The 13014-nt window shown below is 36.6% G+C and carries 25 protein-coding genes; 5 read left to right on the forward strand and 20 right to left on the reverse strand.

Going from position 1 to position 13014, the window contains the following annotated elements; translation table 11 throughout:
- The 20 genes from IEX29_RS25830 to IEX29_RS25925 all read right to left on the reverse strand — a co-directional run.
- The coding region (locus IEX29_RS25830) for a DNA cytosine methyltransferase (RefSeq protein ID WP_188738651.1) at positions 1 to 453 on the reverse strand (453 nt) is incomplete at its 3' end.
- Positions 450 to 683: a hypothetical protein gene (locus IEX29_RS25835; RefSeq protein WP_188738653.1), complete on the reverse strand. Its 234-nt coding sequence runs from the start codon at positions 681 to 683 to the stop codon at positions 450 to 452. The genes IEX29_RS25830 and IEX29_RS25835, both read right to left, overlap by 4 nt.
- A gap of 1 nt (position 684) precedes the next feature.
- A complete protein-coding gene (locus IEX29_RS25840) occupies positions 685 to 984 on the reverse strand; it encodes a hypothetical protein (protein ID WP_188738655.1) in 300 nt (99 codons plus the stop codon).
- Between the two features lie 77 nt (positions 985 to 1061).
- Positions 1062 to 1361 (reverse strand): hypothetical protein, encoded by a 300-nt coding sequence (locus IEX29_RS25845; protein WP_188738657.1) that lies wholly within the window; start codon positions 1359 to 1361, stop codon positions 1062 to 1064.
- A gap of 12 nt (positions 1362 to 1373) precedes the next feature.
- Positions 1374 to 1646 (reverse strand): hypothetical protein, encoded by a 273-nt coding sequence (locus IEX29_RS25850; RefSeq protein ID WP_188738659.1) that lies wholly within the window; start codon positions 1644 to 1646, stop codon positions 1374 to 1376.
- Positions 1646 to 1798, reverse strand: a complete 153-nt coding sequence (locus tag IEX29_RS25855) for a hypothetical protein (RefSeq protein WP_229720401.1) — start codon at positions 1796 to 1798, stop codon at positions 1646 to 1648. The genes IEX29_RS25850 and IEX29_RS25855 overlap by 1 nt, the downstream gene beginning before the upstream one ends.
- Before the next feature lie 2 nt (positions 1799 to 1800).
- Entirely contained in the window at positions 1801 to 2001 is a 201-nt protein-coding gene (locus tag IEX29_RS25860; RefSeq protein ID WP_188738663.1) for a hypothetical protein, read from the reverse strand.
- 11 nt (positions 2002 to 2012) lie between these two features.
- A complete protein-coding gene (locus IEX29_RS25865; protein WP_188738665.1) occupies positions 2013 to 2786 on the reverse strand; it encodes an ATP-binding protein in 774 nt (257 codons plus the stop codon).
- Positions 2787 to 2795: 9 nt separating this feature from the next.
- Positions 2796 to 3599, reverse strand: a complete 804-nt coding sequence (locus tag IEX29_RS25870) for a phage replication protein O (RefSeq protein ID WP_188738668.1) — start codon at positions 3597 to 3599, stop codon at positions 2796 to 2798.
- Between the two features lie 31 nt (positions 3600 to 3630).
- Positions 3631 to 4212 (reverse strand): hypothetical protein, encoded by a 582-nt coding sequence (locus IEX29_RS25875; RefSeq protein ID WP_188738670.1) that lies wholly within the window; start codon positions 4210 to 4212, stop codon positions 3631 to 3633.
- A gap of 167 nt (positions 4213 to 4379) precedes the next feature.
- On the reverse strand, positions 4380 to 5192 hold the full coding sequence (locus IEX29_RS25880) for a PD-(D/E)XK nuclease-like domain-containing protein (protein WP_229720402.1): 813 nt from the start codon (positions 5190 to 5192) through the stop codon (positions 4380 to 4382).
- Positions 5193 to 5217: 25 nt separating this feature from the next.
- Positions 5218 to 6084, reverse strand: a complete 867-nt coding sequence (locus IEX29_RS25885; RefSeq protein ID WP_188738673.1) for a hypothetical protein — start codon at positions 6082 to 6084, stop codon at positions 5218 to 5220.
- Entirely contained in the window at positions 6059 to 6370 is a 312-nt protein-coding gene (locus tag IEX29_RS25890; RefSeq protein WP_188738675.1) for a hypothetical protein, read from the reverse strand. Before IEX29_RS25890 ends, IEX29_RS25885 begins: the two co-directional genes overlap by 26 nt.
- An 87-nt stretch (positions 6371 to 6457) precedes the next feature.
- On the reverse strand, positions 6458 to 6673 hold the full coding sequence (locus IEX29_RS25895; protein ID WP_188738677.1) for a YqaI family protein: 216 nt from the start codon (positions 6671 to 6673) through the stop codon (positions 6458 to 6460).
- A gap of 8 nt (positions 6674 to 6681) precedes the next feature.
- A complete protein-coding gene (locus IEX29_RS25900) occupies positions 6682 to 6969 on the reverse strand; it encodes a hypothetical protein (RefSeq protein ID WP_188738678.1) in 288 nt (95 codons plus the stop codon).
- A gap of 97 nt (positions 6970 to 7066) precedes the next feature.
- Positions 7067 to 7306 (reverse strand): hypothetical protein, encoded by a 240-nt coding sequence (locus tag IEX29_RS25905; protein WP_188738680.1) that lies wholly within the window; start codon positions 7304 to 7306, stop codon positions 7067 to 7069.
- Positions 7303 to 7575, reverse strand: a complete 273-nt coding sequence (locus tag IEX29_RS25910; protein WP_188738681.1) for a helix-turn-helix domain-containing protein — start codon at positions 7573 to 7575, stop codon at positions 7303 to 7305. Before IEX29_RS25910 ends, IEX29_RS25905 begins: the two co-directional genes overlap by 4 nt.
- 261 nt (positions 7576 to 7836) lie before the next feature.
- Complete coding sequence (locus tag IEX29_RS25915; RefSeq protein ID WP_188738683.1) at positions 7837 to 8157, reverse strand: hypothetical protein; 321 nt, start codon at positions 8155 to 8157, stop codon at positions 7837 to 7839.
- Positions 8157 to 8942 carry a phage antirepressor KilAC domain-containing protein gene (locus IEX29_RS25920; protein WP_188738685.1) on the reverse strand — a complete coding sequence of 262 codons (786 nt, stop codon included), beginning with the start codon at positions 8940 to 8942 and terminating at the stop codon, positions 8157 to 8159. Before IEX29_RS25920 ends, IEX29_RS25915 begins: the two co-directional genes overlap by 1 nt.
- A gap of 35 nt (positions 8943 to 8977) precedes the next feature.
- Positions 8978 to 9220: a helix-turn-helix domain-containing protein gene (locus tag IEX29_RS25925; RefSeq protein WP_188738687.1), complete on the reverse strand. Its 243-nt coding sequence runs from the start codon at positions 9218 to 9220 to the stop codon at positions 8978 to 8980.
- 156 nt (positions 9221 to 9376) lie between these two features.
- Here IEX29_RS25925 and IEX29_RS25930 point away from each other — a divergent pair, with 156 nt between their 5' ends.
- The 5 genes from IEX29_RS25930 (at position 9377) to IEX29_RS25950 (ending at position 12986) form a co-directional block, all read left to right on the forward strand.
- Positions 9377 to 9733, forward strand: coding sequence for a helix-turn-helix domain-containing protein (locus tag IEX29_RS25930; RefSeq protein WP_229720403.1), 357 nt, complete (start codon positions 9377 to 9379; stop codon positions 9731 to 9733).
- 43 nt (positions 9734 to 9776) lie between these two features.
- On the forward strand, positions 9777 to 10796 hold the full coding sequence (locus IEX29_RS25935; protein ID WP_188738689.1) for a hypothetical protein: 1020 nt from the start codon (positions 9777 to 9779) through the stop codon (positions 10794 to 10796).
- 133 nt (positions 10797 to 10929) lie between these two features.
- On the forward strand, positions 10930 to 11373 hold the full coding sequence (locus IEX29_RS25940; protein ID WP_229720404.1) for an ImmA/IrrE family metallo-endopeptidase: 444 nt from the start codon (positions 10930 to 10932) through the stop codon (positions 11371 to 11373).
- Entirely contained in the window at positions 11370 to 11537 is a 168-nt protein-coding gene (locus IEX29_RS25945; RefSeq protein WP_188738691.1) for a hypothetical protein, read from the forward strand. The genes IEX29_RS25940 and IEX29_RS25945 overlap by 4 nt, the downstream gene beginning before the upstream one ends.
- A gap of 3 nt (positions 11538 to 11540) precedes the next feature.
- Positions 11541 to 12986 carry a recombinase family protein gene (locus IEX29_RS25950; protein ID WP_188738692.1) on the forward strand — a complete coding sequence of 482 codons (1446 nt, stop codon included), beginning with the start codon at positions 11541 to 11543 and terminating at the stop codon, positions 12984 to 12986.
- Positions 12987 to 13014: the final 28 nt, after the last annotated feature.

Consider the following 13014-nt stretch of genomic DNA (forward strand, 5'->3'; position numbering starts at 1 on the left):
TGCGTTGACGGCACTAGCCGGTATAACAAACGCCCCCCCGGTGTAGCCGATGTTTTCCAAGTCAGAAAGCGTTCTGTCGAGTTCCATTCCAACGAAGTTAGCAACATTTTCTCCAACAACAAAAGTGGGTCTGATCTCTTCGATAATCCTAAACATTTCCGGCCAGAGGTCACGGTCATCTTCCGTGCCTTTTCGCTTCCCGGCAATACTGTAAGGTTGGCAAGGGAATCCTCCGGAAATAATGTCAATTGTTCCAACATCTACACCTCCATCAATCAAAGTTTGTTTATTTAAGGTTTTTACATCATCAAATATCGGTACATCCGGCCAATGTTTCTGTAACACTTTCTGGCAGAAAGGTTCTCTTTCACAAAACGCAACAGTCTCAATACCTGCCCATTCTGCAGCTAAGCTAATTCCTCCAATACCAGCGAATAATTCAATGGATTTCAATCAACCTCACCCTCCATCATCTTCCCGTGATTGTTACTCCAAACAGCATCCACAGCCTCATCCCTCTGTATCTGCATCTTGTAATATTCAAGCTGTAATTCGGCTTTTTCCTGCTGGAGCTGTTCATTCTCTGTTCTGGCTTGGTATACCTCATTTGCCAATGCAAATATAGCCATAAACGCTAAAACTAATAAAATACGCAAACCGTAATCTAATATCTTTCGTTTCACGCTATCCCTCCAATGCATCTAAAATTTTTTGATTTGAATCTTGCACTTGTTTTAAGTAGCTATTTAAGTCGCTCACTGCGTTTTCATCAATCAACCACTCTTTGTTCAAGATTCCATACAACGCTTGTCTGATGGAGGCATAGTAACCTTTAACTCTCCATCTATGCTTTTCTTCTTTAGTGCGTGGGTCTTTCGTTAATTCGTTCCTTTCAACCAGTACATTCCGTTCGTCATATCCAACAACACGACAGTTATCAACCTGTATAAAAACTTGTGATTCTTTCTTTTCTTTGGTTGTCATGAAATAACCCTCCATTTGGTTAATCTGAGACGTTTTAACATCTTTGTATATATTTAGTCTCGAATCTATTAATCTCTTTAAACAGACCAGCTCTCGTTGCTAATTTCACTATATCCATCCGGTAGAAAAGCTAATGGTCTAGTAATCTTCTCTTGATATGCTAATTCAATCAATGCAAGCAAGATTTCTTTCTCCGTCCGCCGTTCGAGTTCTGCAATCTCAAGAACTGTCATTCCGTAATTGTGAAGATCAGCAATTTCCCTTAATTGTCCTGGTATAAAAGCAAGTTCATCATTCTCAAAAATAAAGTCGTTATGCTCAGATAATGGGATTATAGGGATGACCCTTCCGTTCGTCTTGAACTTAACTACTCCCATTGGTTGCACCTCCTAAAATTCACTAGTTGCAAATATATCTGGTTCATCACAATATTTATTGATTAAATTCTGCATCGTATCTTTTTCTGGAGATTTTCCGTCATGGTAATAGGTCATTGTTTCATTCGGATCCATTTCTCTTGCGTAATCGTTTGGATTGCAAAATTCAAAAGCAATGTCCAGCCCTGTTACACTTTCAAAAATCCCAATTGCTTGCTTTTTGCTTTCAGCAGCAACCCAAGTTTTCACGTCGTCACCTTCGCCGAATACATACATTTTTAGCATCACGCATACCTCCTAAGATATTCTTGCGTCTCCTGTGCATTAGGAACATTTCTATCCCCAACAGCACTCTTGTTATCCTGCCACCATTTAGCAAACTTGGCGTTTGTCTGCTCGTCCGTATCGTTTGGGTCAAATATCATTACTGATTTCATGTTCATAGCAATAGTCCTTTTTCATCTAATTTCTTAGTTATTTCCGAAACTAATTCTTCTACTTCCATCGCTTCTCCATCATCCATTTCGATTATGGTTTCCCCCAATGCACCAACAAAGATTTCTTTGATTTTATTGGCATTGAGTACAATGCCTTCGCTGTCAGTTCTTCCGCTATTTATCAAAGTCAATTCAATAAACATGCTCATTCCTCCTAAAAGTCTTTTCTTCTGTAATCTCTGCCGTTCATCATTATCACTTCGGTATTCTCCATCATTCGGGAGAAGTTTCGTTCATTTATCTGCGCTCTCAGTTCCTTACTACCTAAATTAGTTGTATATATCGTCGATTTACCAGAACGGTCATCCAGAACCTCGAATAGCTTTGTATTCGCCCAATCGGTATGATGTTCTGCTCCAATATCATCCAGCACCAATAAGTCCACTCGCTTAATCACCTGCAGCAATTCATCTTCCGTTACCTCTTTGCTATTAAAAGTGTCTTTAATTTTGGTTAGCAGCTTAGGTAGCGATAGAAACAAGCACTCATTTCCTTGCTCCATGAGTTTTTTCGTAATAGCAACGGATATATGGCTTTTACCAGTGCCGTAGCTCCCTGTTAGTAATAAGTTCTTCTTGCCGTCATAATCAGCTATATAATCAATCACCTGTTGTTTGGCTTGCTGCAGATCCTCATTGGTAGGCTTGTAATTCTCAATGGTCGCTGTCTGCAGATTGTCATTAATCAGTGAATAGTAATCGAAAACCCGCATCATTTTAGACTTACGCAGTTGCTTTCTGCGCTCTTTGGCTTGGTTAGCAAGCTTAATATCCTCGCATTTACACCCGTAGTTAGCTATGATTTCCTCGCCAGCTCTTGGACCTTTAGGTATCTGTAGCTTGGTTTGCTTCACATCTTCACCACAACCTTCACAGGTGAATTCAGCAATCAACTCTGATTTAGGCTTTGATAGTTTAATAGATTCCATAGCGACCTCCTAAAATCCGTAATTGTAGCCATCGTCCTCGGCTTCTTTTTTGTTAAACTGGACAACGTTTGATTTGGCTTTCTGTTTGTCTTGCTTCACTTGCATAACCAAAGTATCGAATTTGGTTCTTAGTTTTGCTGGAGATAAAATATTTGCTTGCCAAAACTCATGCTTCTGGCTCCAGGTGATTAAATATTTAATCTGTTCCTCTGTACGTTCATCACGTTCTCGCATTAATCGGACATCACTAGCCCACTTTTCTAAGTTAGGTTGTTTAAAGCCAGAGTTGTTTTTTCTAATTTCATCAAGAAGTAATTCCGCTAAGGCCATGTCGCAAATTTCATATTTGTGACGTTTCTCTTTATTCTTGTTAATTCTTGCATTCTTAGCATTCTTGTTATTGTTTACCGTTCGTTTACCGTTAGTGTTCGGTTCTTGATTTAAGGTGTTTACACTTTCTTTTTCATCATCATCTGAACCTTGATATTTAGAGTAATTGAGGATGGTGAATAGTGTTCCCTGTTCCGTTTCCCTAACGTTTACCCTTTCGGCACTAATCAGTTTGTCAATTGCCTTCTTGATAGTTCGCAGAGAATACTCTTTTGTTCCTCTTCCTTCCTTGTAAGCAAGGTCTGCTGCTAACTTCCGGTATGATCGTAAATACTGACCTCTTTTCAATTCGACTCCGGCAATTTTTACACCATCTTGATGCGATGCCTTGCCCATTAAATACATGAACAACCTAAACGTCGTAACATCATTCCATATATCTGAATCGAATATTTCACGATGGACTTTGAACCAAGTACTCATTTTTCACCATCCTTCCAATTACTCTAAAAAATTACTTATCTAATCTCTGTTCTACTGGTGTTACTAGACGGATTTTGTTCAAAGGAAAATATTCATTATCTCCTGCTGTGAATCTAGGAAATTCTACTTCGCCTCTGTCCAAATCTTCATAACTTATATAAGTTATGAATTTGCTTCCTTCTACTCCGACAATGTCTCCTTCTTTCCAACCGTCCTCCTCACGTCCAAGCTTGCTCCAAAACCGACGTTTCTTTTCTTGTTGTTCTTCTTCTGGCGCGGCGTGTCTGATGTGTATACTGTCAGCTCTGATACACCAGTTATCTTCAAGGTCAATTACTCCGTTTTGGACATCTATTATTTGTCTAATTTCATCCTTGCCAGTATGCATTGCTTCTTTTAATATAAATAGCCATTCTCCTGCTTTGTATCGAGGTATAACCTCGTAGCCTACATATAGAGCTCGTGCTAATTTTCCTGCATCCCAATCAACAATAGGACTATCCGGTCTTTTTTTATAAGGCTGAATATTGATATAGTGGTCTATCTGTTCTTGCGTTAATTCATATCTTTCTAGCCAATCAGCTTGTTTTTGCGTAACTTGTATCTTTTCCATCCAATCACTCCTATCTTGGTATCTCACAAATTGCAAATCTGCCTTTAACCTCTAAAATGGTGTAGCCTGGATAACACTTCTTTACATATCTGATAATTAGCTGTTTTAGTTCATCTTGGGATTGCGTAGTCTCCCAGATATGCTCCGGGAGACGTACATTGCTACGGTTATGCATAAATCAATTCTCCGACTTCAATCGTTCCGTTCAATTTCTTCTTACTCTTGCAGTAATCACACTTACCGCAGCCAATTGGCTCAGCATCACCGTTCTTAACCTGTACAATTCGTTCAAGCATCAACTCAACGTATTCATATTCGAACTGGAATCTAGATTCATCAAAATGGATAACAGCTTTATTAGGTATATCCTCTTTTGTGACAGCTACAATATAAGGCGTAAGAGTTAATCCAGTAGATTCTTCAATTACTTTTCGATACATAGACATCTGCAGTACGTAATCCCATTGCTCAACGAATGATACCCAACCTTCGTATTTGTTGCTCCAGAACCTTTGATGTATGTCTCTGGTGGTCTTTAAATCAGAGAAGAAACCGACTTCCGGATTAACATTATCGACTTTGATTTTCCAATCAACTCCGAATAGATTTGCGGTATATATCCGCTCTTTTTCTCCAGTCATAGCGAACATAGCAAAGCTATCTTCTTTCAGCGTTTCAATGATTTGGTCTGCTTTTTCAAAATCAGCGTACTTGCTGCCATTTTTCTTGAAAATAATATCTGTATTTTCTTTGATGTATTGGTTAAAAGCATCATCACTCTCAAAAGCTGCGTGAATATAAGAACCGACTTGCATTGCTTTATTTTGCTGGCGTTCTATCTCTCCATTGAGATACGCCATTGATTCAGCCTCACATTCAACGAATTTTTTGAATTGACTCACCGACATATACTGCATGTCCATCTCACGAGAATAATAGTTAGCTGATGTCAAAGGCTGCTTGCTGACCGTCGCTGTCATCTGTCTTCACATCCTCTTTTTCAGCCTAGCCAGTGGTTTTCTTTGATGATTTGGTATCTTTGGTCTTATCACCCTCAAAAGCTTCTGTGAGGTTTGATTTAGGTTGTTCAGATGCTTGTTTATTAGCAGTCTGTTTCTTGCCAAAATAATCTTCTTTTTTAGCCATTCCATCTTTTAAAGAATTGAAAATATTTATTAATTCCACGTAGTCCGTTTCAGAGAATGAAGCTACGTTATATCCAAATTTCTCCTCAATCTGTTCTTGAGTTACCTTATACTGCTCTTTGAAAGCTTTGATACCGATAGCGACACGATCTTTTAATGGTTTATCGTTAGCTCCTGCCATTGTTTTGTTACATTCATCGACAGCTTTTTCTACGATGTCACCAGGTATGACACCCAAGATGCAGGCTCTTACTCTTCTAGCGCCGTTATTGGCAACTAATTCATAAATATCTCTTGGATCCGTTAGCTTCTGTAATTTACCACCAGCTTTCCGGCTATGCGGTACATGGAAAACCTTTTCTTGGCGTACATTGGTTTCTAAATCCCAACAGAAGGCTTTAGCTACTGATTCGCCTTCTCTTTGTTCCACTTCTTGAATACCAAATGATAGGTTTCCCCAGTTCTGGGCAAGCACTTCTGCTAGTCTGATAGATGGACCAGTTACCTTCGTTCCGCCTCTTGGGTAGCTGTATAATGCAGTCTTTGCAAGAGACTCTCGTTTACAAGCATCCAAAATGCGATTCTCGGCCTGGAAAACGTTCCTCGGAAACTGACGAGCCATGAATATCTGTCCTTTTACTTCTTCCATTTCACGGCTGGCAGATGATTGTGCAATCACTCCACCAGATTGTTGGTTTTGTTCATACTGCGCTTGTAGGTTGTTCATAAGTTAATTCCTCCAATTCTCGTTTTTCATTTCTGTTTACAAGGGTAAATACTTTTACGGGCCCATTTTTAAAAAATGCTATATCGTAGTCGAGATCAAATCCGTCAATAACCCTTGTGTATGGCTCGACAATCAAATCTTCATTAACAATCATTTTTTTAAACCCTTCAAAATCAACATGTACCTTTATTTCATCCGAAGGAGTAATTTCGTTAAATCCTAAAGAGATAAAACCTTCTAATGCCTGCACCTCTTTCATTGCGTTAATTACGTTATTAAAGTTCATTGCCTTCTCCTCCTAAATGCCGTATAATAGGCACATAAATAGTTTTCCAACCGCTATCTCCTAAAAGCGCCTTTGCAGAGGTGCTTTTTATTTTGCAATTTCATAATCAGCACCATGTTTTTCAAGTATTTCTATGGCATCAACTGATAAATCTTCCACACGATAAAACTCTCCATCAAATTTCAAAATTTCATCACCAACATGTACATCATTTGCTAATCCATCTTCACCAAACATTTGTCTGCGTTCACTGTATGGGTAACCAGTATGCATTGCTCTTTCAATTGCTGGATGGTCCATCATGATTCCTCCTATAAAAATCTATAATTTCCTGAGGCTGTTACAATTGCCACCTTAGGATTATTGAATTTAAAGCGACTTGCATAACTTTTAGCCTTCGATTCATCTGAAAACCCATAAGCATTGCTTAAAAACTGTGTCCAATACCCCTCATTGCTAATGCGCTGGTCTTGAAAAAATACTTGCTTGCCAGAACTCTTTCCTTTTGTAACAACTACAAATTTGCCTGTTAGATTTCTTAACCTTTTAACTCTGTCTTCTAATATCCATTCAAATTCCTCATCAGCCTGATAACTCATTTAATTTCCTCCTATACATTAATCATCATGTAGTATAAAAACATCATTGCTCCGACAAAGCCCAGACCGTAAAACCAATTGATAAATTTTTCGTTTCTCATAGTTGGAACCACAACACTTCTCCGTGTGACTTATTAATATTGTCTATTAACCCTTGAACAGCACGGCTCTTGCTTTCTTCTCCAATATTCCTTAACGCATTTAAAGAGTTTTGAGCATCTTGATAGTACAAATCCGATTTTTCAAACTCTCCATTTTCGATTGCTTGCATTCCTAACATGCAGTAGTCGATAAAACATGCGCTTTGTGTTCTTAGTTTCTCTTTTATTTCATTCATGCTATCCCTCCTAATGTGATAAATCCTGTAATAATTTGTGTTAGTGGTGTTACTTGTGCTGCAATATCAAACGCCGCATACATTGCCATCCAAGCTTCTGCGTTATCTGTGATTTTGCACCAGCGCAATACGTCATGAAATTTGAGTGCGATTTTTCCGGCCTCCATACGGCAGATAGAGCTTTTAGAAGTAAACATATGTTCACCCATCTCTTCCTGGGAGAAACCAGCTCTTTCACGCATTGTTTTTAATGCTCCAGCTACGTCCAATGATGTCACCTCCTTCCATGTTGCATAATGTGCAACTTACGTTTCTGAAGGCGGTCTGACTTGGTAGTTTTATAGAGTTATAATGTAATTACCGACAACCCTCAGTTGGTTTCTAGTTTGCTTGTTTAGTAGATTGGGCTTCCTTAGATTTCTCCTCCAATATTCGTGGTATTGAGGTTTTCTTTGCGAAGTCCCAAAAAATTTTATTTGAGTGTTCTCTGGATGTTAAATAGGTGATTTTTGTCATTTAGATAACCTCCTTTAGATGAATTGAATAATGCAGTAAGTTTCTTCATCATGTTTTGACCCGAATACAACGGAATCATTTGATAAATTCGTGTGATAGTTGTTTTCAGTAAAAACAAGCGTTAATTCTGGTGTAAAAATAGATATTACTTGACCGTGATCTTCAATGAAATCTAACTTCACCATGTCAACATGTGCTTCTATATGAAGAAATGGTTCGCTTTGGAAATCATGATGATAATACTCAACATTAATTTTGGCGGCGCTGATATTCAGACCTTCTTGCATTTTTTTATAACTAGTTTGAAATGAATTAAATTGTTTGATTTCAGCCATTAGATCGCTTCCCTTTCTTTTTCAGAAGTTAATCTGTTGATAATCCTGAGTTGTCCTTTTGTAGTAACTTTTGTGGTCCTTGTTAATTTAGAACCATCTGGTGTTTGAATATTTCTTTGTAGTATCTCGAAATAACCTGAATCGATTGCTCTCTGGGTGGGTTGCGTGTTTCCTTTTTGTATAAATCCCCACTCCCTTAACTTTCTATACAAACGATTTTGACCAATGCTAATACCTTGGTTACATGCTAATTTAGCAACATCTTTTACCAAAACAGAATCTTGTGATGCTAAACATGATTCGGCGAACACTACTTTAGGCTTTTGAAGTTGAATCGTTCTTTCGGCATGCAGTTTCTCCAGTTCGGCTTTCTGACGTCTTTCTTGTTCATCTTTTAAATTAGTTGCAAGTTTAATGATGGTATCTGGATTCAGAAGTGTTTCTTCTATCTTTTCTGGTGTTAAATAACCGCCGTGATTTCTAATGGATGGTATAACTTCAATTGCTAACCAGTCTTGAAATTTTTCAGCAATTTCGTTTTTAGCTTTGAATGCTAATTTATAAACAAGTGGTTCCGGAATGAAATCTCCTTTAGCCACTTCCGGCAAATTGTCAGGTAGATAAGAATTAACTCTTGACCACCGAATTGTTTCGTTGCCACTTCTGGCAACGGTAGTAAATCCTAGCGACCGAGCCACCTGTTCAACATCGAATGATGGTTCTCCGTTAATTATTTTTGCTGATACTTTAAAAAGTTCGTTTTCAAATACTTGTAATTGATTCATTAGATTACCTCCTATACGATTTGTTTTTGAATGTGTTAGATAACATTCGCAATATCGCATTTTGCGATCTTATCATTAAAAAAAATATCATCTAACGACACATTGAAAATATCTCTAAGTTTAAGCAAGTGTTCTACTTGAGGATAGCGATGACCGTTTTCTATTTGTGAATAATAGTTCGGCGATATGCCAAGCTTTTCAGCAACAAATTTTTGTTTTAGACCTCGTTGTTCTCTTAATTGTTTCAAGTTGCTGGAGATATTCTTAGATTCAGGCATTTAGTTTCACCTCTTCCTAATCGCGTTTTGCGATTTATTAAACTTATCATAACATCGCATTTTGCGATAGTCAACTATTTATTTCACTTTTTGCGATTTTTTAATTAAAAAATCTCTTTTTGCGATATAATCAGCTACAAGAAAGGTGGTTCAGAAGTGAATGAATCTATATTACCTAAAAGACTGAGAGAATTACGGGAAAAAAACGGATACTTACAAAAATATGTAGCTGACAAATTAGGTGTGAAAAGCAACACACTATCTGGGTATGAAAACGGAACCAGGAATCCAGATCCTGAAATTATTAAAGATCTTGCCAAATTATATAATGTGTCTACTGATTATTTATTAGGTCATGAAACGGAAGAAAACAAATATGAATACTTTAAAAACAAAATCGTAACAGAGTTTCCCAATATAGACTTAATGTTCCATGATATGGAGTCTTTAACAGGTGATGACCTTGAAGAAGTATATGAGTTTATTAAATTCAAAAAGAGCCAAAAGAAATAGATAACGGCTTTGATATAGATAATTAAATAGAGGGGTCGATTATTTGAAGAAATTATTGATACTGTTTGTTGGTATGATGCTGATTCTTGTTGCTTGTAATGATAGCACTGAAGAGAAAAGTATTAAACCAGATGAAGGAGAAAATAGCAACTCAAAGACAGAACAAGTAGATGCTAATACAGATAGTGAAGAGATAAATAAAAAAGCAATGAGAAAAAGTGATGCTTTATATTATTTAGATGAAATTACAAAGAACTACTTTAATATTTCTTATCTTACCGATAATGATGGAGAAGACGAAATAGAACGTCTTTTAACTGATGGGATTAAAAATATTGATTCTGTTACCGAAGAAATAGATGATATTTTTGATTTAACTGATCCTTTAACCGCAGATGTGAAAGAAGTATCCATATTTGTTAAAAATGCTTCTTCGGAATACCTAGAGAATAAGGAATTTGATACTCTAATTGAGGCATCTGGTGAGATTGGTTATATGGTAGGTCTAATTTCTGGTAATTATCTTGATGAGGTTGTACCAATTACATTAGCGAAAGTATCAGAAGATTTTAGTGGGGTAGACGAACTTGAAGAAGAAAAGACAATTGATAGTAAAATTGATTCGGAAAACAACGAAATATACAGCGACGATGTGAAAGAATTTGTAGAACAGTTTAATCTACTTGCTAGCTTGGAAGATGAAGTAGGATTAATGGAAGACATTGCACCAGCCACAGAGAGTACAGATGGATATACACAAAATTTATATTCTTCATCCGATTACGTAATATCGGTCAATTATGGTAAAGAAGGAAGTATTCAATCTTATATTGTAGGTATTTCAGAAGACCAACCTTACCAAGATTTAAAAGGAAATGGACTATTCGCTATGCTGCATGTTGCTCAAGTATTGGAAATAGATTTAGATGAGCTAGCAACAGAATTTGAAAAATCTATACCAAACCACTCAGGTGTGTATACAACAGATGATTATACTGTTTCGTTTTCTTCTGGCGATGGGATTTCTCAAGTTGGTATTATTATCATGTTTATGAAAAATTAATATTTAATGATAAATATAATAAATTCTATTATATAGCAATTACTAAATTTATAATCATTTAATGTGTGCAAAAGCATGCCTTATATTTTAACATTTCACCGAACATACATTCTTTAAATTAGGGGGTTTTAGTTTGTATTCTCACCTAGAAGATTACATTTATGATTTATATTTGAAAATCGGGATCACTAAACCATCTGAAATTGACATGTTTTTAATCGCTAAATTATTAGGCGTTGTAATTTCTTATAAAAAGAGATCATTTAGAACTGATAATGAAATTGTGATAAATAAAGGAACAATTAGAAGCGAATGGATGATGTTTGGACATGAAATATGCCATTATCTTAGACACGTCGGCATTCAATTAGCGATGAATAGATTATTTGTTGACCTCCAAGAGTACCAGGCTGATTATTTCTCCTATCACTTTTGTGTACCAACATTCATGTTGGATAAGCTAGAAATCAATTGCGCAGAGGATATTATAAAACATTTCGATGTTGATTATGAGTTTGCTTTAAGAAGATTAGAAATGTACGAAAACAAGCAATATACAAGGAGTGCATTATTATGAAGATCACATCATTAGAGGAGAAAAGGAAACAGAAAGATATGGAAGAAATGATTATGCTGCCAGTCTACGAATCCATACACCTTAATAAAGAAGGAGAATTGATTGGAAAGTTGGTCGATTATAAAAAAATACCAAAATACTATCTGCTGGATGAAGGTGAATAACTAATGAGAGCTGCACTATATATTAGAGTTAGCACAGAAGAACAAAGTAAGGAAGGATACTCACTAGCTGCACAAAAAGAGAAATGCTCAAAATTCATTGAATCTCAACCAGATTGGGACTTGGTGAAAATTTATGCTGATCCCGGGGTATCTGCTAAAGATTTAAAAAGACCTGGTGTACAGCAAATGCTGGAGGATATTAAAAAAGGTTTTTTTGATGTAATAGTTGTTTATCGACTGGATAGACTAGTAAGGCGAGTGTTAGATTTGCACAATCTATTAGATGATTTTGAAAAAAACAATGTTAAATTCAAATCTGTTACTGAGGTATTTGACACCACTACAGCAATGGGGAAGTTTTTTATCACTATTGTTGGCGCAATGGCTGAATGGGAACGAGATAACCTATCAGAGCGCGTTTCTATGGGGATGGAACAAATAGTACGGGAAGGCAAATGGAAAGGTGGAGAAGTAGGTTACGGGCATATGTGGGACAGAAACGATAAGGTATTTGTTGTTGTTGAAGAAGAAGCTAAATATATACAAATGATGTATCAATGGAGCATTGAAGGAGATGGAGATATAACAATTGCTCATAAGTTAAACGAAATGGGCATCACCACCAGGCAAGGTAATTGGTGGACAAATACAGCAGTAGGAAGAATTCTAAGAAACCCTAAAAACTACGGAACATCTAAAAGAGGTGTCAGAACACATAAACAAGATTCTTTTCTTGTTGATGACGTTTATCCTCCTATCGTTTCGAAAGAAACTTATGATGAATCCATGAGGGTTAGAAAAAATAGATTTCGTTTTTCTGGAAGAAACGTTAAGAATGATTTTATATATTCTGGTGTCCTTGCTTGTAGCCGCTGTGGTTCAACGTTTAAAGGAAATCGAACTACCGCACCTAAAACAGGAACCGAATATAAATTTTATGTTTGCAATAACCGACCGGAGAAAAAATGCGACTGCCCTTCTATAAGCGAGAAATTAGTTGAAGATAAATTTATTCCTAACTTACGCCAAGCAATAGACGATCTGTCAAACGTTGATATAGATTTGGATGATGGGAACAGAGAAATTGAAGAACAAAAACAATTTGTATCCAAGGAATTACAAAAGATTAAAGAGAGAAGGAAGAAGTGGCAATATGCTTGGGCTAACGAAGCTATATCCGATGAAGATTTTAGTGACAGAACCGCTGAAGAATCACGTAAAGAAAAACACTATTTATCTGTATTAGACAAATTAGAAAGAAACAAAGGTGAATCTTTGCCCGCTAGTTCTGTTGTTGAAGTTAAGAAACTTATTGATAATTGGAAAATACTAAATGACCAAGAAAAGAAACAACTGCTCCGGTCTCTAGTTAACAGAATAGTGGTAGATATCGATAAAAGCAGACAGATAGATGATCGTTTGAAAATAAAGGAAATCATTTTCAATTAATTTTTCGTGCTTACATGACTACAGCATC

This window comes from Oceanobacillus neutriphilus (genome assembly GCF_014645515.1).
In the GTDB taxonomy this organism is placed as follows: Bacteria; Bacillota; Bacilli; order Bacillales; family Amphibacillaceae; genus Oceanobacillus; species Oceanobacillus neutriphilus.

What these genes read in the sequence shown, in the direction of transcription:
- IEX29_RS25915 (WP_188738683.1), bottom strand. Translation starts at nt 8,157, where the DNA reads ATGGCTGAAATCAAACAATTTAATTCATTTCAAACTAGTTATAAAAAA.
- IEX29_RS25905 (WP_188738680.1), bottom strand. Translation starts at nt 7,306, where the DNA reads ATGAATGAAATAAAAGAGAAACTAAGAACACAAAGCGCATGTTTTATC.
- IEX29_RS25850 (WP_188738659.1), bottom strand. Translation starts at nt 1,646, where the DNA reads ATGCTAAAAATGTATGTATTCGGCGAAGGTGACGACGTGAAAACTTGG.
- IEX29_RS25945 (WP_188738691.1), top strand. Translation starts at nt 11,370, where the DNA reads ATGAAGATCACATCATTAGAGGAGAAAAGGAAACAGAAAGATATGGAA.
- IEX29_RS25865 (WP_188738665.1), bottom strand. Translation starts at nt 2,786, where the DNA reads ATGGAATCTATTAAACTATCAAAGCCTAAATCAGAGTTGATTGCTGAA.
- IEX29_RS25920 (WP_188738685.1), bottom strand. Translation starts at nt 8,942, where the DNA reads ATGAATCAATTACAAGTATTTGAAAACGAACTTTTTAAAGTATCAGCA.
- IEX29_RS25900 (WP_188738678.1), bottom strand. Translation starts at nt 6,969, where the DNA reads ATGAGTTATCAGGCTGATGAGGAATTTGAATGGATATTAGAAGACAGA.
- IEX29_RS25950 (WP_188738692.1), top strand. Translation starts at nt 11,541, where the DNA reads ATGAGAGCTGCACTATATATTAGAGTTAGCACAGAAGAACAAAGTAAG.
- IEX29_RS25885 (WP_188738673.1), bottom strand. Translation starts at nt 6,084, where the DNA reads ATGAACAACCTACAAGCGCAGTATGAACAAAACCAACAATCTGGTGGA.
- IEX29_RS25875 (WP_188738670.1), bottom strand. Translation starts at nt 4,212, where the DNA reads ATGGAAAAGATACAAGTTACGCAAAAACAAGCTGATTGGCTAGAAAGA.
- IEX29_RS25860 (WP_188738663.1), bottom strand. Translation starts at nt 2,001, where the DNA reads ATGTTTATTGAATTGACTTTGATAAATAGCGGAAGAACTGACAGCGAA.
- IEX29_RS25845 (WP_188738657.1), bottom strand. Translation starts at nt 1,361, where the DNA reads ATGGGAGTAGTTAAGTTCAAGACGAACGGAAGGGTCATCCCTATAATC.
- IEX29_RS25880 (WP_229720402.1), bottom strand. Translation starts at nt 5,192, where the DNA reads ATGACAGCGACGGTCAGCAAGCAGCCTTTGACATCAGCTAACTATTAT.
- IEX29_RS25925 (WP_188738687.1), bottom strand. Translation starts at nt 9,220, where the DNA reads ATGCCTGAATCTAAGAATATCTCCAGCAACTTGAAACAATTAAGAGAA.
- IEX29_RS25870 (WP_188738668.1), bottom strand. Translation starts at nt 3,599, where the DNA reads ATGAGTACTTGGTTCAAAGTCCATCGTGAAATATTCGATTCAGATATA.
- IEX29_RS25890 (WP_188738675.1), bottom strand. Translation starts at nt 6,370, where the DNA reads ATGAACTTTAATAACGTAATTAACGCAATGAAAGAGGTGCAGGCATTA.
- IEX29_RS25895 (WP_188738677.1), bottom strand. Translation starts at nt 6,673, where the DNA reads ATGATGGACCATCCAGCAATTGAAAGAGCAATGCATACTGGTTACCCA.
- IEX29_RS25855 (WP_229720401.1), bottom strand. Translation starts at nt 1,798, where the DNA reads ATGAAATCAGTAATGATATTTGACCCAAACGATACGGACGAGCAGACA.
- IEX29_RS25840 (WP_188738655.1), bottom strand. Translation starts at nt 984, where the DNA reads ATGACAACCAAAGAAAAGAAAGAATCACAAGTTTTTATACAGGTTGAT.